This window comes from Hydrogenophaga sp. (assembly GCF_048549895.1).
In the GTDB taxonomy this organism is placed as follows: domain Bacteria; phylum Pseudomonadota; class Gammaproteobacteria; order Burkholderiales; family Burkholderiaceae_C; genus Hydrogenophaga.
Genome location: NZ_JBLYYB010000123.1, coordinates 19,834 through 36,653, shown reverse-complemented (window position 1 = coordinate 36,653; position 16,820 = coordinate 19,834). Strand labels below are relative to the sequence as shown.

At 66.4% G+C, this 16,820-nt stretch carries 17 protein-coding genes; 10 read left to right on the top strand and 7 right to left on the bottom strand.

Annotation, left to right across the window (positions count from 1 at the left end; genetic code table 11):
* Positions 1 to 104: 104 nt before the first annotated feature.
* From ACN4F8_RS12885 to ACN4F8_RS12875, 3 genes are all read left to right on the top strand, one after another.
* Entirely contained in the window at positions 105 to 1,292 is a 1,188-nt protein-coding gene (locus ACN4F8_RS12885) for a cation:proton antiporter (protein ID WP_419473956.1), read from the top strand.
* Between the two features lie 3 nt (positions 1,293 to 1,295).
* Positions 1,296 to 2,420, top strand: a complete 1,125-nt coding sequence (locus tag ACN4F8_RS12880; protein WP_419473955.1) for a YbdK family carboxylate-amine ligase — start codon at positions 1,296 to 1,298, stop codon at positions 2,418 to 2,420.
* Between the two features lie 178 nt (positions 2,421 to 2,598).
* Entirely contained in the window at positions 2,599 to 2,853 is a 255-nt protein-coding gene (locus tag ACN4F8_RS12875; protein ID WP_419473954.1) for a hypothetical protein, read from the top strand.
* 3 nt (positions 2,854 to 2,856) lie between these two features.
* On the opposite strand, the gene ACN4F8_RS12870 is transcribed toward ACN4F8_RS12875, so the two are convergent.
* Both ACN4F8_RS12870 and ACN4F8_RS12865 read right to left on the bottom strand, forming a co-directional pair.
* Positions 2,857 to 3,687 carry an ABC transporter permease gene (locus ACN4F8_RS12870; RefSeq protein WP_419473953.1) on the bottom strand — a complete coding sequence of 277 codons (831 nt, stop codon included), beginning with the start codon at positions 3,685 to 3,687 and terminating at the stop codon, positions 2,857 to 2,859.
* A 3-nt stretch (positions 3,688 to 3,690) separates the two neighbouring features.
* Positions 3,691 to 4,626 carry an ATP-binding cassette domain-containing protein gene (locus ACN4F8_RS12865; protein WP_419473952.1) on the bottom strand — a complete coding sequence of 312 codons (936 nt, stop codon included), beginning with the start codon at positions 4,624 to 4,626 and terminating at the stop codon, positions 3,691 to 3,693.
* Positions 4,627 to 4,723: 97 nt separating this feature from the next.
* Between ACN4F8_RS12865 and asd the strand changes: the two genes are divergently transcribed.
* From asd to ACN4F8_RS12840, 5 genes are all read left to right on the top strand, one after another.
* Complete coding sequence (gene asd, locus ACN4F8_RS12860; protein WP_419473951.1) at positions 4,724 to 5,575, top strand: archaetidylserine decarboxylase; 852 nt, start codon at positions 4,724 to 4,726, stop codon at positions 5,573 to 5,575.
* A gap of 25 nt (positions 5,576 to 5,600) precedes the next feature.
* Positions 5,601 to 6,803: a formate-dependent phosphoribosylglycinamide formyltransferase gene (purT, locus tag ACN4F8_RS12855; RefSeq protein WP_419473950.1), complete on the top strand. Its 1,203-nt coding sequence runs from the start codon at positions 5,601 to 5,603 to the stop codon at positions 6,801 to 6,803.
* A gap of 117 nt (positions 6,804 to 6,920) precedes the next feature.
* Entirely contained in the window at positions 6,921 to 7,463 is a 543-nt protein-coding gene (locus tag ACN4F8_RS12850; RefSeq protein WP_419473949.1) for a DUF3455 domain-containing protein, read from the top strand.
* A 137-nt stretch (positions 7,464 to 7,600) separates the two neighbouring features.
* Entirely contained in the window at positions 7,601 to 8,167 is a 567-nt protein-coding gene (locus ACN4F8_RS12845) for a sigma-70 family RNA polymerase sigma factor (RefSeq protein ID WP_419473948.1), read from the top strand.
* 61 nt (positions 8,168 to 8,228) lie between these two features.
* Complete coding sequence (locus ACN4F8_RS12840; RefSeq protein WP_419473947.1) at positions 8,229 to 8,933, top strand: anti-sigma factor; 705 nt, start codon at positions 8,229 to 8,231, stop codon at positions 8,931 to 8,933.
* Here the strand turns inward: ACN4F8_RS12840 and ACN4F8_RS12835 are convergent.
* The 3 genes from ACN4F8_RS12835 to ACN4F8_RS12825 form a co-directional block, all read right to left on the bottom strand.
* A complete protein-coding gene (locus ACN4F8_RS12835; protein ID WP_419473946.1) occupies positions 8,908 to 9,957 on the bottom strand; it encodes a nucleotidyl transferase AbiEii/AbiGii toxin family protein in 1,050 nt (349 codons plus the stop codon). The two genes, ACN4F8_RS12840 and ACN4F8_RS12835, sit on opposite strands and share 26 nt — an antisense overlap.
* Complete coding sequence (locus ACN4F8_RS12830) at positions 9,954 to 10,565, bottom strand: DUF6088 family protein (RefSeq protein WP_419473945.1); 612 nt, start codon at positions 10,563 to 10,565, stop codon at positions 9,954 to 9,956. Before ACN4F8_RS12830 ends, ACN4F8_RS12835 begins: the two co-directional genes overlap by 4 nt.
* A gap of 96 nt (positions 10,566 to 10,661) precedes the next feature.
* On the bottom strand, positions 10,662 to 12,164 hold the full coding sequence (locus tag ACN4F8_RS12825; RefSeq protein ID WP_419473944.1) for an AMP nucleosidase: 1,503 nt from the start codon (positions 12,162 to 12,164) through the stop codon (positions 10,662 to 10,664).
* Positions 12,165 to 12,205: 41 nt separating this feature from the next.
* On the opposite strand from ACN4F8_RS12825, the gene ACN4F8_RS12820 reads away from it, so the two are divergent.
* Positions 12,206 to 13,447: an MgtC/SapB family protein gene (locus ACN4F8_RS12820; protein ID WP_419473943.1), complete on the top strand. Its 1,242-nt coding sequence runs from the start codon at positions 12,206 to 12,208 to the stop codon at positions 13,445 to 13,447.
* A gap of 57 nt (positions 13,448 to 13,504) precedes the next feature.
* Here ACN4F8_RS12820 and gorA read toward each other — a convergent pair whose 3' ends face one another.
* Positions 13,505 to 14,908, bottom strand: a complete 1,404-nt coding sequence (gorA, locus tag ACN4F8_RS12815) for a glutathione-disulfide reductase (RefSeq protein WP_419473942.1) — start codon at positions 14,906 to 14,908, stop codon at positions 13,505 to 13,507.
* Positions 14,909 to 15,074: 166 nt separating this feature from the next.
* On the opposite strand from gorA, the gene ACN4F8_RS12810 reads away from it, so the two are divergent.
* Positions 15,075 to 15,818 carry an SDR family NAD(P)-dependent oxidoreductase gene (locus tag ACN4F8_RS12810; RefSeq protein WP_419473941.1) on the top strand — a complete coding sequence of 248 codons (744 nt, stop codon included), beginning with the start codon at positions 15,075 to 15,077 and terminating at the stop codon, positions 15,816 to 15,818.
* Between the two features lie 3 nt (positions 15,819 to 15,821).
* On the opposite strand, the gene ACN4F8_RS12805 is transcribed toward ACN4F8_RS12810, so the two are convergent.
* Positions 15,822 to 16,673, bottom strand: a complete 852-nt coding sequence (locus ACN4F8_RS12805) for a 3-hydroxybutyryl-CoA dehydrogenase (protein WP_419473940.1) — start codon at positions 16,671 to 16,673, stop codon at positions 15,822 to 15,824.
* Positions 16,674 to 16,820: the final 147 nt, after the last annotated feature.

Here is a 16,820-nt window from a genome sequence, read left to right as displayed (position 1 = left end):
CGGTGTACAAGTCAGCGCCACGCTGATGCCGGTTTGCCTGGTGGTCCTGCGGTGTATCGCACCCGGGAGCGCCATCCCACAGACCCCATCCTGGAGAGCCTGCCATGGTCACCGATTTTGCTTTTCTGTTGCAGTCCATCGCCTGGCCGCTGGTTCTGCTGCTGGCCTGGTTTCTGGCCGAGCTCTTGTTCGAGCGCTGGCACATTCCGCGTGTCACCAGTTACGTGGGCGTGGGCCTGATCGGAGGCCTGGTCAACCTGCCCGGCCTCACCACCGATGTGCCCGGCCTGCCGTTTCTGGCCAACGTGGCGCTCTCGCTGGTGCTGTTTGAACTCGGCTACCGCATCAACCTGCGCTGGTTCCGCCACAACCCCTGGATGCTGGCGCTCGGCGTGGTCGAGTCCTTCGTCACCTTCGGCCTCATCTACTGGGTGAGCGGCTGGTTTGATCTGCCGGTGGACCACCGCCTCATCATCGCGGCGCTCTCCATCTCGGCCTCGCCGGCCGGTGTGGTGCGCGTGGCCAACGAGCTGCGCAGCGCGGGCCAGGTCACCGAGCGCGTGCTGCACCTGTGCGCGATCAACTGCATCCTGTCGGCCGTGGCGCTCAAGCTCGTGGTGGGTTACTGGTATCTCAGCACCTCGGGCGACTTGGTGATGGCGGCCTTTGGCAGCATGTACGTGGTGGCCACCTCGGTGGCCATCGGCGCGCTGCTGGGGGTGGCCGTGCCGTGGCTGCTGCGCCAGCGCAACACGCACGAGCGTGGCGTCACGGTGGTGTTTGCCCTGGCCGTGCTGTTGCTCACCACGGCCGCCTACGGCCTCAAGCTCTCGCCGCTGCTGGCCGCGCTCTCCTTCGGCATCGTGGCGCGCGAGCGGCGCGTGCACCTCACCAACGCACAGCGCGATTTCGGCACCGCGGGCGACCTGCTCTCGGTGTTCCTGTTTGTCTACATCGCCTCGCTGCTGAACTGGGCCGACGTGGGCGCCGGCATGCTCATGGGGCTGCTGCTGATTGCGGTGCGCACGGCCTCCAAGGTGGGCTGCAACCTCGTGGCCGCGCGCCTCTCCGGCATCACCGAGCGCAAGGGTGTGCTCACGGGGCTGGCGCTCACGCCCATGTCGGCCTTTGCCATTTTGTTGCTGGAGCAGACCCGCCTCTACGGCTTTGCGCCGGCGGTGGCGGTGCTCTCGGCCATGGCCGGAATGATGCTGGTGCAGGAACTGCTGGGGCCGGTGGTCACGCAGCGTGCGCTGATGACCGCCCACGAAACCCACGTCACCAAGGAATAAGCCATGCCGTTGGAAACATTCAAGCCGTCCGATTCGCTGACCATGGGCGTGGAGCTCGAACTGCAGCTCGTCAACACCTACGACCTCGACCTCTCCAGCAGCGCCAACGACCTGCTGGAACTGCTCAAGCGCAAGCCGTTCCCGGGGGTGGTCACGCCCGAGATGACACAAAGCATGATCGAGATCGCCACCGACATCCAGCGCGAACACGGCCCGCTGCTCGCGCAGCTGCAGCAGATCCGCGACACGCTGGTGCACGCCGGTGACCGGCTCAACATCGAGATCGCGGGCGGGGGCACGCACCCCTTTCAGCGCTGGTTCGAGCAGCGCATTTTTTCCAAGCCACGCTTCCAGGAGCTCTCGGGCCTGTATGGCTACTTGGCCAAACAGTTCACCGTGTTCGGGCAACACGTGCACATCGGTTGCTCCAACGCCGACGAGGCGCTGTTCCTGCTGCACTCGCTCAACCGTTACGTGCCGCACTTCATCGCGCTGTCGGCTTCGTCGCCGTTTTCGCAGGGGGTGGATACGCTGTTCGACTCGGCGCGCCTGAACTCGGTGTTTGCATTTCCCCTGAGTGGTCGCGCACCGTTCACCCTGAGCTGGGACGAGTTTGCCAACGTGTACTTCACCAAGATGGAGAGCACCGGTGTGGTCAAGTCCATGAAGGACTTTTACTGGGACATCCGGCCCAAGCCCGAGTACGGCACGATCGAGCTGCGCGTGTGCGACACACCGCTCACGGTGGAGCGCGCTGCGGGTCTTGCGTGTTACTTGCAGGCGCTGTGCCGCCACCTGCTGGAGCGCAACGAGCCACCACCGGAAGAAGACGATTACCTCGTCTACACCTACAACCGTTTTCAGGCCTGCCGCTTCGGGCTCGACGGCATGATGGTCAATCCCAAGACGCGCGAGCAGATCAGCATCCGCGAAGACATTCTGGCCACGCTTCGCAAGATCACACCACACGGTCAGGCGCTCAATTCGATGGCCGCGCTCGATGAGATCGAGCGCACCGCAGGGCGCGTGGGCAACCACGCCACCTTTCTGCGCAACCAGTACAAGGAGAGCGGCAGCGTGCAGGCCGTGGTGCGGGCCAGTGTGGAGGCCCTTCGCACGGGGCCGTGATGCGGCGGGCCGTGACTTTGTTCACGCCGGGTGTGTAGGGGGCCCGGACGCCGTGTCAGGCAACTTCTTACAGCGGGAATGGGGCTGCGCCGACTTAACGCCCTGTGAGCCCCCCGATACAGTTTGTTTCATCGACACCCGATTTGAAACACCCACTGCATTCCCTCAGGAGCCCACCATGTCCACCCCATCCAGCCGCCTCAATCCCTTCGTCCTCATGCTCGATCCGGAAGCCGTGATCCACGCCATGGAGACCAGCGCCAACCTGCGCGGCCTGCGCCAGCGCATCTGCCGTCCACTCGACAAGCCGCTGATCCCCAAGATTTTTGATGCCGCCCGCGACTTCGACGCCGTGATCGAAGCCGAAGAGTTCATGGACTCCGGCGCCGAGCTGTACATGGACGCCCAGCCTGCGCTGCAGACCGTTCACTGAAGACTATTTGGCAAAGCGCCTGCGTGTGAGCGCAAGGGCGAGCCAGAACGCTGCCACGGTGTAGACCAGCAGCACGCCCGCATGCAGCCAGGGCTGCGCAGGCCACTGGTCCATGAACAAGGGTCGCACCAGTTCCACCGCGTTGGTCAGTGGCAGCCAGTCAGACACATGGCGCACCACCACTGGCAACTGTTCCCGCGGAAAGAAGACGCCCGAGAGGAACATCATCGGCGTGAGGAACAGCGTGAAGTAGTAGGTGAAGAAGTCGTAGCCCTTGGCCAGCGCGTTGAACACCAGGGCGATGCACGAGAACGTGATGCCCACGCCCAGCAGCACCGGCCAGGCCAGCAGCAGTTTGGGTGAATGGCTGATGCCCAGCGCAAGCATCACGCCCATGATCGCCGTCACTGAAAACAAGGCCTTGAAGCCGGCCCACAACATTTCCGCCAGCACCACATCGTCCAGGCTCACCGGCGCGTTCATGATGCCGTCCCAGGTTTTCTGCACGTGCATGCGCGAGAAGGCCGAGTACAGCGCCTCGAAGCTGGCCGCGTTCATGGCGCTCATGCAGATGCTGCCGCTGGCGAGAAACAGGATGTAGGGCACCGCCACCGCGCCTTGCGGCGTGTTCATTGGTACCTGCCCGACCAACGCACCCATGCCGTAACCGAACGCCACCAACCACATGAGTGGTTCTGCGATGTTGCCCACCAGACTGGGGATGGCAAGCTTCTTCCAGACAAGCAGGTTGCGCAGAAACACCGGCCACCAGCGCATGGACAGATGTGGTGGTGACCAGTGGGATGGCGTTGCCGCCAGTGTCTGTGTGTTCATGGTCTAACCGTCTTCCCTGATTTGTCGGCCGGTGAGCTTGAGGAACAGATCCTCCAGGTTCGCCGGCCGGTGCAATGTGCGCAGCTGCGGGTGCGCGCCCAGCGCCGCGAGCAGCGGCATGGCCTGCGCGGTGTAGAAAAATACCGTCTCTCCACTCACCTCCACACGCGCTGCCAGCGCGCGCACGGCGGCGTGTTCCTCGGCCTGGGCCAACGCAATCGCGCCCTGGCCATACACCTCCACCACATCGGGCTCCAGGTGCTGCGCGATCAGTTCGCGCGGCTTGCCTTCGGCGATCTTTCGGCCGTGGTCCAGCACCAGCAGGCGCGAACACAGGCGCTCGGCTTCGTCCATGAAGTGGGTGGTCAGCAAGATGCTCTTGCCCTGTTGCAGCAGCAGTTGCAGGCGTTCCCACATCAGGTGGCGCGCCTGCGGGTCCAGGCCGGTGGTGGGCTCGTCCAGCATCAACAGCCGGGGGTCGTTCACCAGCGCACGCGCCAGCGACAGGCGCCGCTTCATGCCACCCGAGAGTTCGCCCGGTTTGGCCTGCGCCTTGTGTGAGAGCGCGGCGAATTCGAGCAACTGCGGGATGCGCGCGCGCACCTGGGCCGCCGGCAGACCGAAGTAGCGGCCATAGACCAGCAGGTTCTCGGCGCAGTCGAAGTCCGGGTCCAGCGTGTCCATCTGGCTCACCACACCCAGCTGCGCCTTGATGGCGAGTGCGTCGCGCGGCATGTCCAGGCCAAAGGCGGTGATGCGGCCGGCGTCGGGGGTGGTGAGGCCCAGGCACATGCGGATGGTGGTGGTCTTGCCGGCGCCGTTGGGCCCGATCACGCCCAGGCACTCGCCGGGCTCGATGGCAAAACTCAGGTCGTTCACCACCGTGCTGTCGCCGTAACGTTTGATGAGGTGTCGGCATTCAAACAAGGCTTGCGTCATGGTGCGGGATTGTGCCCGCGCGACCCCTGCGCCGGGAGGTCGGCCCCTACAATGCGGGGCTGCCCGACAGGGTCTTGTCTTCATTGCCCACCCACCGATGTCCCTCGCCGTTTCCCTGCAATACCTGTTTCCGAAGCGTGCGCTCACCGAGTTTGGAGGCTGGGTCGCCAATGGCCGCTGGGGGGCCATCACGCAGTGGATCGTCCGCCGCTTCATTCGCAAATACAGCGTGAACATGGCCGAGGCGGCGAACCCGGACCCCACCGCCTACGGCAATTTCAACGAGTTCTTCACCCGCGCCCTGAAGCCCGGTGCCCGCCCGCTGGCCGACGCGGCGTTCATCTGCCCGGTGGACGGTGCGATCAGCCAGTTCGGCGCCATCACGCGCGACCAGATCTACCAGGCCAAGGGCCACACCTACAGCACGCGCGCGCTGGTGGGTGGCGACGCTTCTCTGGCCGCGCTGTTCGACGACGGGTCGTTCGCCACCATCTACCTCAGCCCCAAGGACTACCACCGCATCCACATGCCGGCTGGCGCGCGCCTGCGGCAGATGGTCCACGTGCCGGGCGACCTGTTCTCGGTGAATCCGGCCACAGCGCAGGGCGTGCCCGGGCTGTTTGCGCGCAACGAGCGCGTGGTGTGCGTGTTCGACCTGCAAGTGGGTGAGACCACCGTGCCGTTTGCGCAGGTGCTGGTGGGCGCCACCATCGTGGGCAGCATGGCCACCACCTGGCACGGTGTGGTGAACCCGCCGCGCCCGGGCCAGGTACGCACCTGGAACTACGACGATGCGCCGGTGGTGTTCCAGCGCGGCGACGAGATGGGCCGCTTCCTGCTCGGCTCCACCGTGGTGCTGCTCTGGCCGCGCGACACCATCGCCTTCAACCCCGACTGGGCACCGGGCAATGCGGTGCGCCTGGGCGAGGCCATGGGCAGCGCCCTCTGATCTTTTCTTTTTTCTGGAGCTTCACATGACCACGCTGGGCACCCCTTTGTCTCCTTCGGCCACCAAGGTCATGCTGCTCGGCTCGGGCGAACTGGGCAAGGAGGTGCTGATCGCGCTGCAGCGCCTGGGCGTGGAGACCATCGCGGTCGACCGCTACGAGAACGCGCCGGGCCAGCAGGTGGCGCACCACGCGCGCACCATCACCATGAGCGATCCGGCGCAACTCAAGGCGCTGATCGAGGCCGAGCGCCCGCACCTGGTGGTGCCCGAGATTGAAGCCATTGCCACGCCCATGCTGCAAGAGCTGGAAGCCGCCGGTGTGGTGCGCGTGATTCCCACGGCGCGCGCCGCGCGCCTGACCATGGACCGCGAAGGCATTCGCCGTCTGGCCGCTGAAACGCTGGGCCTGCCGACCAGCCCGTACAAGTTTTGCGACTCGCTGGACGAGCTGCAGGCCGCTATCGATGGTGGTATCGGGTATCCGTGCATCGTCAAGCCAGTGATGAGCAGCAGCGGCAAGGGCCAGAGCAAGATCGACGGCCCGGCCGACGTGCAGAAGGCCTGGGACTACGCCATGTCGGGCGGCCGTGTCGGCCCGGGCCGCATCATCGTGGAAGGCTTCATCGACTTCGACTACGAGATCACCCAGCTCACCGTGCGCGCGCTCGGCGCCGACGGCCAGATCGAAACCCACTTCTGCGACCCCATCGGCCATGTGCAGGTGAGTGGTGACTACGTGGAGAGCTGGCAGCCCCACCCCATGACGCCCGCCGCGCTGACCGAGTCGCGCCGCGTGGCCAAGGCCGTGACCGACGACCTCGGTGGACAGGGCTTGTACGGCGTTGAGCTGTTCGTCAAAGGCGACCAGGTCTGGTTCAGCGAGGTGAGCCCGCGCCCGCACGACACCGGCATGGTCACCATGATCACGCAGTGGCAGAACGAGTTTGAACTGCACGCGCGCGCCATCCTGGGCCTGCCCGTGAGCACCGCGCTCAAGAGCCCGGGCGCCAGCGCCGTGATTTACGGCGGTGTGGACGCTGCCGGCATCGCGTTCGATGGTGTGGACGAAGCCCTGCGCGTGCCGCAAACCGAGGTGCGCCTGTTCGGCAAACCCGAGAGTTTCACCAAGCGCCGCATGGGTGTGGCGCTGGCGTTTGATGCCGATGTGGAGAAGGCCCGCACCCAGGCCAAACTGGCAGCCTCGGCGGTGCGGCCACGCCAGGCCTGACACCGGTTCGGCAATTTTTTTGCATCCGGCTGCATCCAAATGCCTTGTTGGCGAGTAGTGGAAGCAGTGGCTCTTTCTTTTGCCGCTGTCCACAACCCACCATCAAGGAGTTTTCCCATGCTGATCAAGTCCACCCTGGCCGCCGCAGCCGCCCTGGCCCTCACCGCTTGCGCCACCGGCCCCGCGCCCATGATGTATTCGCAAGCCATGCTGCCCGCTTCGGTGCAGGTGCCCATGGGCCACAAGGTGGTCATGGAAACCGTGGGCGCTGGCGACATCACCTACGAATGCCGCGCCAAAGCCAACATGGCTGGCCAGTTTGAATGGGTCTTCGTCGGCCCCGACGCCAAGCTGATGGACCGCTCGGGCAAACAAGTGGGCACCTACTACGGCCCACCCGCCACCTGGCAGAGCAACGACGGCTCCAAGTTCACCGGCACGCAAGTGGCCGTGGCCCCGGCATCCGCCGGCGCCATCCCGCTGCAACTGGTGAAGGCCAACCCCGCCATGGGCACCGGCGCCATGACCGGCGTGACCTATGTGCAGCGCGTGGCCACTGTGGGCGGTGTTGCACCGGCCGCAGCCTGCGGTGCCGCCAACATGGGTACCAAGCAGATCGTGAAGTACCAGGCCGACTACATCTTCTACAAGGCTGTGTGATGCCCGCTGGCCGGCGTCGTGTGGCGCCGGCCAGCCGGTTGAGGCAGACCCTCGGGTACCATCGTCGGCAACCCTGCCGGGTACCCCATCAACGGGGTGCCCGGCGTCCGATCGATCCGCTGGTCCGACCGTCGCCTGTGCCCACCAACGACCCCACGCCTTTTGATCACAACGCCGCGCTGGCCGCCTGCGCGCGCGGCGACCAGAGCGCTCTGAGGCGCCTTTACGAACGCGAAAACCGCTTCCTGATGGGTGTGGCCTTGCGCATCGTGCGCGACCGCGCTGCTGCCGAAGACGTGTTGCACGACGCCTTCATGGCGATCTGGAACCGCGCCTCCACCTTCGATCCCCAACGTGGCGAAGGCCGAGGCTGGATGTGCACCATCGTGCGCAATGGCGCCTTGAGCGCGGTGCGCGCCAGTGCCCGCACCGTGTCGGTGGACGAAGAACTTCTCGACGATTTGCAGGACGCTGAACCCCAGGCCGCACCCGACATGCTCGACGCCTTTTCCATGCGCTCCACGCTGGGGCAGCTCGACCACTGCCTGGAACGCCTGGACGTGGCCAAGCGCAATTGCGTGCTGCTCGCCTACCTGGACGGCTGCACCCACGCCGAGATCGCCGAACGCCTGAGCGCACCGCTGGGCTCGGTGAAAGCCTGGATACGCAGGGGCATGGCTTCGCTCAAGGAGTGTTTGGCATGAGCGCCGCGCCGGGCCGCCCCAAGCCAGCTCGCACCGCCGTGCGCAGCACGGAGGTTCCACGATGAGCCTTGATTCACTTCAGCAATTGGCGGCGGATTACGTGCTCGGCACGCTGTCCGCCGGCCAGCGCATCGAGGTCGAAGAACGCCTGCCCAAAGACGCCATGCTGCGCACCGCCGTGCAGCAATGGGAAGCGAAACTGCAGCCCCTCACACAACTCGTGGAGCCGGTGGAGCCATCGGCCGCGCTGTGGCAACGCATTGAAAACAACCTGCCTGCGACGCAACGCGCAGCACCCGCCGCCAAGCAGGGCGGCCTGAGCCACTGGTGGAACAGCGTGGCCTTCTGGCGCTTCGCCGCCGCCACCGGTTTTGCCGCCGCCAGCGTGATGGCCATCGCCCCCGCGGTGGGGCTGTTTGCGCCCGCGCGCCCGCAATTCATGGTGGTGCTGGTGGCCCCGCAAGGCACAGCGCCCGGCTGGGTGGTGCAGACCAGCAGCCCGCAACGCCTGAAGCTGATCCCGGTGGCGCCCGAGCCGGTGCCCGCGCAGCGCTCGCTGCAGTTCTGGACCAAGGCCGACAGCTGGAGCGCGCCGGTCTCGCTGGGTCTGGTGGAGCCGGGCAAACCGATCGAGATCCCGCTCGACAAACTGCCTCCGCTGGAGCCCAACCAGCTGTTCGAAATCACCGTGGAGCCTTACAACGGCTCGCCCACGGGAAGGCCCACCGGACCGATCCAGTTCATCGGGCGGTCGGTTCAGCTCTGACCTGCTGGTTGAGTTGGTATTCGGCCTCGGTGAGCCGACGCATCAGTTCGGCGAAGGGTGGTGGCTCCGAGATGAACATCGGCCGCATCGTCGCGTAGTCCCGCGCCAAGGCAGCCTGACGCGCCTGCGGTGGAACCAGCCGGAAACTGCCGTGGCGCGCCTGGTCGTAGCGTGCCCAGCCCCGGGCAAACACGCGGCTCTTCCAGTCCACCACCCGGTCGCATTGGGCCTTGTCGGCAAGCAAGGTGGCGGCTTGTGCGTGGCCCAGCAGCCTCACCATGTCGAAGTAGTGGCGCGCATACCGGTCGGGCGTGGGCGATTCGGGTGGGCGGTGAAATTCAGCGTGCAGGATTGTCGCCTTTTCCCAGAAGGTGCGTTGCAGGGCCAGCGCCGTCACCGAACAGTTCCAGTCGCCAAACAGTGCGGGGAACGCGTCGGCCAGCAGCGGGCGCACCGGATGCATCTCGGTAGGCTGCTGGTCGGTCAGCGTGCCCAACTCCAGCTTCACCTCGCGCGCCACGTAGGCGAAACCGCCGCGCTGCGCGGAGGGGTAGCCGAAGTAGATGATGGGCGACTTCGCGTCCGCGTCCAACTCGTAGCGCAGCCATTGGCCCGCCGGTGCTTTGCCCAGGCGCCGCGTGATTGTCTGCTCCAGCAACGGCAACACCACCGCCTGCGCCTTCTGGGCGCACAGCCGCTGCATGTCCAGCACCGCCGCGTCGCGCTTCACGCGGCTGCCCAGCGCATCAAAGCCTGCAGCGTCTGCACCCACGAACCCGGGCGCCAGGCAGAGATCGATGTCTTCTGAAAACCGGTCGATCACGCCGAACACCTTGGACAGCGAGGTGCCGCCCTTGAACACGAGGTGCGGCGCCAGTTCGGGCGCGGCGAAGAGCAAGCCCAGCAGCCAGGAAACCCAGAAGTCCTTTTCCAGAATCACGGCGTCCATGCGCAAACGCAGTGCTGCGTCGCTGAGTGCCAGTTGGCGGTCTTCCACCGACAGGGTTTCGAAGCCGTTGATCATGGGCGGGCCACTTCGCGAAGGTGGTTGTGCATCCATTCAGGTGCCAGGGCAACGTCCTTCAAGATCTGAAGGCGCTCCGGCGCCGGGAGTCGTTGGCGCAGTTGTTCGATGCGCTGCGGCGTGATGTGGTCTGGCCCCAGGCTGCGAAAGGCCTGGATCAGCAACCCGCTGAGCCGACCTGCCGCCGCCATGTGGCGCGGCGTGGTGCGTTTGAGCTGGATTTCGGTGGGCCCCACCTTCACTCTGCGTGTGGCGCCGTCGGTGAGGAACACCGCCTTGGCTGGTACCTGCTCCGACAGGCTTAGCAGGTTGGCTGCATACACGCCGGAGGGTTGCAGTCTCAGCCCGTCCTTGCGCTCCAGGGCTTGCGCCACCGTTTCAATGGCGGGCCACAGCGTGCCCAACAGGGCGTGTTGACGCGGCACGTCGTACAGGCCTCGACCCAGCAGGCGGATGTGCCCCGCCGCCTTGTGTCGTTTGAGAGCGCTGGCCACCGCCGTGCGTGTGCCCAGGTCGGCAAAGTCGCCCGGCGTGAACACCCAGCCCGGCCCGTGCGACTCGATGCGCTGCAGGACCAAGGTGTCGACAGATTCGGTGTGCTTGCCCATTTTTGCCACGAAAAATATCAGTTATTCGTGGCAAAAGCAAGGCTGTCCTGATGGTTTGGCGCCCAACCTGTCACGGTTCGGAGCAACGTGGCGAACTCACTGGAACGCAACTTCGGCAAAACTCCGCAACTTCCGGCTGTGCAGCTGGTCCGGCCCGCCTTCGCGCAGGATGTCGATGGCGCGGATGCCGATGCGCAGGTGCTGGTCCACGCGCTCGCGGTAGAAGTGGTTGGCCATGCCGGGCAGCTTGATCTCGCCGTGCAGGGGTTTGTCGCTCACGCACAGCAGGGTGCCGTAGGGCACGCGGAAGCGGAAGCCGTTGGCGGCGATGGTGGCGCTTTCCATGTCGAGCGCCACGGCGCGCGACTGTGAAAACCGGCGCTGCGGTTTGTTGTCGGGCAGCAGCTCCCAGTTGCGGTTGTCGGTGCTGGCCACGGTGCCGGTGCGCATGATGCGTTTGAGCTCGGCCGGCGGCACGCCGGTCACGTCGGCCACGGCGGCTTCGAGTGCGAGCTGGATCTCGGCCAGCGCGGGGATCGGCACCCACAGCGGCAGTTCTTCGTCGAGCACGTGGTCTTCGCGCACGTACGCGTGGGCCAGCACGTAGTCGCCCAGCTGCTGGCTGGTGCGCAGGCCCGCGCAATGGCCGAGCATGAGCCAGGCGTGCGGGCGCAGCACGGCGATGTGATCGGTGATGGTCTTGGCGTTGGCCGGGCCCACGCCGATGTTGACCATGGTGATGCCGCTGCGGTCAGCGCGCATGAGGTGGTAGCCCGGCATCTGCGGCAGGCGCGGCGGCGCATGGCCGAGCTCGTCGCCAGGCTCGGCGGCCAGGCCGGCGCGGCGCATCACCACGTTGCCCGGCTCCACAAACGCGATGTACTCGCTGTCGGGTTTGGCCATCTCGGCGTGGCCGAGCTTGATGAACTCGTCGATGTAGAACTGGTAGTTGGTGAACAGCACGAAGTTCTGGAACCACTCGGGCGCGGTGCCGGTGTAGTGGCGCAGGCGCTGCAGCGAGTAGTCCACGCGCGGTGCTGTGAACAACGAGAGCGGGTGGGCCTCGCCGGGCTTGGGCTCGTGGGTGCCGTTGGCGATGCCGTCGTCCATGGCGGTGAGGTCGGGCAGGTCGAACACGTCGCGCATGAAGGCGCGTCGTTCTGCGGTGAGGCTGCCTTCCACGTGGTCGTGTTCGGCGAACGAGAAATGGATCGGAATGGGCTGCGTGCTGGTGCCCACCTCGAGCTCACCGCCGTGGTTGGCCAGCAGCAGGCGGAACTGCTCCAGGTAGTAGTCGCTGTAGAGGTCGGGGCGGGTGAGTGTGGTCTCGAAGCGGCCGGGGCCGGCCACAAAACCGTAGCTCAGGCGGCTCAGCGGCAGGCTGCTGCTGCCCTGGCGCGACACGCTGTGCGTGTGCAGCCTCACGTAGGGGTAGCAGGCGCGCACGCGGGCCTGGGTGAAGTCGCCACCGGCCACAAAGTCGCGCATGGCCTGGCGCAAGAATTCCACGTTGTCGTGGTAGATGCGCTGCACCTGGCGCAGGGCGGCGGCCGGGTCGTTGAGGAAAATCGGAGCGGTAAAGTCGGGTGTCTTGTGCATGGGCTTATTGTGGCTCTGCACCAGAGAGCCCGCATGACACGATGAGCCTCACCATTCCCGATCTGTCCCAGGCCGCCGCCACGCTGGCCGCGGCGCTGGGCTGCGGCCTGTTGATCGGCGTGGAGCGCGAGCGCCGCAAGGGCGAGGGGCCGGGCAGGGCGCTGGCGGGTTTGCGCACCTTCGCGCTCACCTGTGTCACCGGCGCAGCGGCCGCCATCACCCAGATCAACGGCGTGATCGTGGCCGGCGCCTTGTTTGTGGCCGCACTCGGCGCGGTGGCCTACTTTCGCGACCGCTCCGACGACCCCGGCGTCACCACCGAGGTGGCCTTGCTGCTCACCTACCTGATCGGTGTGTTGTGCAGCTGGAGCCCGCCACTGGCCGCCGGCCTTGCGGTGGGCTTGACGGCCGTGCTCTTCAGCCGCGAGCGCATGCACCAGTTGGCGCGCCACTGGCTGCGCCCGGCCGAGGTGCGCGACGGCATCGTGCTCGCAGCGCTGGTGCTGCTGGCCCTGCCGCTGGTGCCCGACCGGCCTTTGTGGGGCAACACGCTCAACCCGCACCTCATCGTGCAGCTGCTGGCCTTGTTGCTGGGCGTGCAGGCCGCCGCCCACCTGGCGCGCCGGCTGCTGCAGGCGCGCCACGCGGTGGCGCTCTCGGCCCTGGCCTCGGGCTTTGTGTCGAGCACGGCCACCATCGCCACGCTGGGCCTGGCCGTGCGCGAAGGCCGCAGCGGTGCACGCCTGATGGCCGGCGGCGCGCTGCTCAGCTGTGTGTCGACGCAGCTGCAGTTGCTGCTGGTGGCGGCCGCCGTGCAGCCGGCGTGGTTGGCGCACCTGGTGTGGCCGGCGCTGGCCGGTGCCTTGCTGGCGCTGGGATTGGGCGTGTGGCTGGTGCGCGGCGCGCCTTCAGAAGACGCACCCGTGGCCGTGGAACAAGACGAACGCATGTTCAGCCTGAAGGGTGCTGTTGCGGTGGCGGCCCTGCTCGCGGGCATTCAGGTGCTGGTGCACGCGCTCACGCTGTGGCTGGGTGAGGCCGGGTTGATTGTCGGCAGCCTGCTCGGCGCGCTGGCCGATCTGCATTCGGCGCTGGCGGCGGTGTTCACCACGGGCCCACCCGCGCCGATTGGCCACCAGGCCGTGATGGGGGCGCTGGCGGTGCACGCCCTGAGCAAGAGCGTGACCGCCGCGCTGGTGGGTGGGCGGACTTATGCGCTGTGGTTTCTGCCGGGCTTGTGGGCGCACACGGCACTGGTGATGGTGTTGCTGTTCGCGCTGTGAAGTTCTGGGTGGCACCGCGAGAGCCCTTCGACAGGCTCAGGGCGAACGGGGTCTGATTCAACTCTTGACAGCGTCTCGCATCGTCACGAACTCCTCTGCCGCAGTGGGGTGGATGCCGATGGTGCTGTCGAACACCGCCTTGGTCGCACCCGCCTTCATGGCGACCGCAAAGCCCTGCACGATCTCGCCCGCCTCGGCGCCCACCATGTGCAGGCCCACCACGCGGTCGCTCGCGGTGTCCACCACCAGCTTCATGAGCGTGCGCTCGGTGCTGCCCGAGAGTGTGTGTTTGAGCGCCTTGAACTCGCTGCGGAAAATGGTCACGTTGCCGAACTTCGCGCGCGCGCCATGTTCGCTGTACCCCACGGTGCCGATGCTCGGGTGCGTGAACACGGCGGTGGGGATGAACTCGTAGGCCATGCTGCGCGGCGGTTTGCCAGCGGCCGGGCCGAACAGCTGGTCCACCACCACCATGGCCTCGCCGAGCGCCACTGGTGTGAGTTGCACGCGGTTGGTCACGTCGCCCACAGCGAACACCGAGGGCACGTTGGTGCGGTAGTGCGCGTCCACGATCACCTCACCCTGCGGCCCCTGGGCCACACCCACGGTGTCCAGTCCGAGGTCCTGCACATTGGGCACACGGCCGGTGGCGTAGAGCACCGCATCGGCCATGACCACGCCGCCGCCTTCGCACTCCACGCGCAGACCGTCGGCGGTCTTGCGGATGTCGACCACGTCGGCGTTCAGGCGCAGGTCCACACCGGCCTTGCGCATCTCGCCGGCCACAAAGTGGCGGATCTCGTCGTCGAAGCCGCGCAGGATTTGTTCGCCGCGGTAGAGCTGCGTCACCTTGGAGCCCAGGCCGTTGAAGATGGAGGCGAATTCGCTGGCGATGTAGCCGCCACCCACCACCAGCAGGCGCTGCGGAAAAGGTTCCAGATCGAAGATCTCGTTGGAAGTGATGGCGTGTTCGCGCCCCACGAAATGCGGCACGTGCGGCGTGCCGCCAGTGGCGATCAGGATGTGTTGGGCGGTGAATTCCTGGTGGCCGGGGGAGCCGTCGGCGTTCAGCGTGGCCAGCGCAATGCCGTGCGGGCCGGTGAGGCGCGCGAAGGCGTCGAACACCGTCACGCCCGAGCCGCGCAGCAGGTTGCCGTAGACACCGTTGAGGCGCGTGATCTCTTTGGCGCGGTTCGCCTTGAGGGTGGTCCAGTTCAGCACCGGTTTTTCGCCCTCCCAGCCGAAGCCGTGGGACTCTTCAAAGCCTTCGCCGTAGTGCGCCGCGTAGCTGTAGAGCTTCTTCGGGATGCAACCCACGTTCACGCAGGTGCCGCCCAGGCCATCGGTGCCCAGCACCTCGGCCAGCGCCACACGCGCGCCGCGTTGCGCGGCCATGCGCGCGGCGCGCACGCCGCCGCTGCCGCCACCGATCACGAAAAGGTCGAAGTCGAAACTGCTCATCACATGTCCTTGGAAAGGCTGCGCGAGACAAGGTGCCTTGCACAGCGGAAGCCGATGGTAAGCCTGCCCCTGGATCAACGTTGCGTCGGCACCCTTGGCCGGCAGCGCGCCGGGGCCATGCGCGGGCTCCACAGCAACCCAGCGGAGCCCTGCCGATAATTCAGCGATGAGCACACCCGACCACCCCCAACCCACCGAGCGACCTGGCCTTGCCGTGGTGTTGGGCGGCACCGGCGGCATCGGCGCTGCCCTGGTGGCAGGGCTGCAGGCGCAGGGGCTCAAAGTGTTGTCGCTGGGCCGGCGCACGCTGCCCGCGCTGGACTACACCGATGAGAAAACCGTGGCAGCCTGCGCCCAACACGTGGCCGAACGCGTGGCACACACCGGCCTGCCGTTGCAGCGCCTGGTGGTGGCCACCGGTTTCCTGCACGGCGACACGGCAAGCGGCCAACACGCCGAGCCCGAGCGCTCGTGGCAACACTTGAATGCCGACGCCTTGCAACACAACTTCCTGATCAACGCGATCGGCCCGGCGCTGGTGATGCGCCACTTCTTGCCGCTGTTGCCCAGGCAGGGGCGCTGCGTGGCCGCGTTTCTCTCGGCGCGCGTGGGCAGCATCGGCGACAACGCGCTCGGCGGCTGGTACGCCTACCGCGCGTCCAAGGCCGCGCTCAACCAGCTGGTGCACACAGCGGCCGTTGAACTGGCGCGGCGCAACAAGGAGGCCCTGTGTGTGGCGCTGCACCCGGGCACGGTGGACACGGGTTTGTCGCAGCCGTTTGCGAAAAAGGGTTTGCAGGTGCGGCCCGCTGATGAGGCTGCGAGCGATCTGCTGGCCGTCATCGACGAACTGCCCGCTGGCAGCAGCGGGCAGTTCTTTGATCACAAGGGACTGCCAGTCCCCTGGTGAAGTTCAATAGGTGTAAACGCCGCGCCCGGTCTTGCGACCCAGCCAGCCCGCCGCCACCATCTCTTTGAGCAAGGGTGCCGGGCGGTACTTGCTGTCGTTGTACTCGGCCACATAAACGTTCATCACCGCCAGGCACACGTCCAGGCCGATCATGTCGGCCAGTGCGAGCGGGCCGATGGGCTGGTTGGTGCCGAGCTTCATGCCGGCGTCGATGTCTTCCGGCGTGGCCAGGCCTTCGGCCAGCACGAAGAAGGCCTCGTTGATCATGGGCACCAGGATGCGGTTGACCACGAAGCCGGGTGCGTTCGTCACCGTGATCGGCGTCTTGCCCAGCGCCAGCGCCAGGGCTTTCACGGCGTCGTGCGTCGCGTCGCTGGTCTGCAGGCCACGGATGATTTCCACCAGCGCCATCATGGGCACGGGGTTGAAGAAGTGCATGCCGATGAAGCGGTCGGGGCGCTTGGTTGCGGCGGCCAGCTTGGTGATGCTGATCGAGCTGGTGTTGGTCGCCACGATCACCTCAAACGGGAGCAGGCCGTCGAGCTGCTGCAGGATCTTGACCTTCAGGCCTTCGCTCTCGGTGGCCGCTTCAATCACAAGCTGCGCGCCCTTGAGGTCGTCGTAGCTGGTCGAACCGGTGATGAGCGACAGCGCCTTGTCCTTGTCGGCGGCGGTGATCTTCTCTTTCTTGATCAGGCGGTCCAGGCTGCCGGCCACGGTGGCCAGGCCCTTGTCGACCGCGGCCTGCGCGATGTCGACCATGACCACGCGGATGCCGCTGGTGGCGCAGGCCTGCGCGATGCCGTTGCCCATGGTGCCCGAGCCGATGATGCCGACGGTGTGGATGCTGTTCATGTGGTGGTTTCTCCTGCGGATGTGGGTGGTGGTGACAGGGGCTGCACGCGATGGGTACCTGCGTCGCCGGGGTGTCGATGGGACCGGTTTCCTAGGCGCCACTGCCTACCGGCGCGCGGACCCCTGTGCTAACTTGCTGCTGGATTG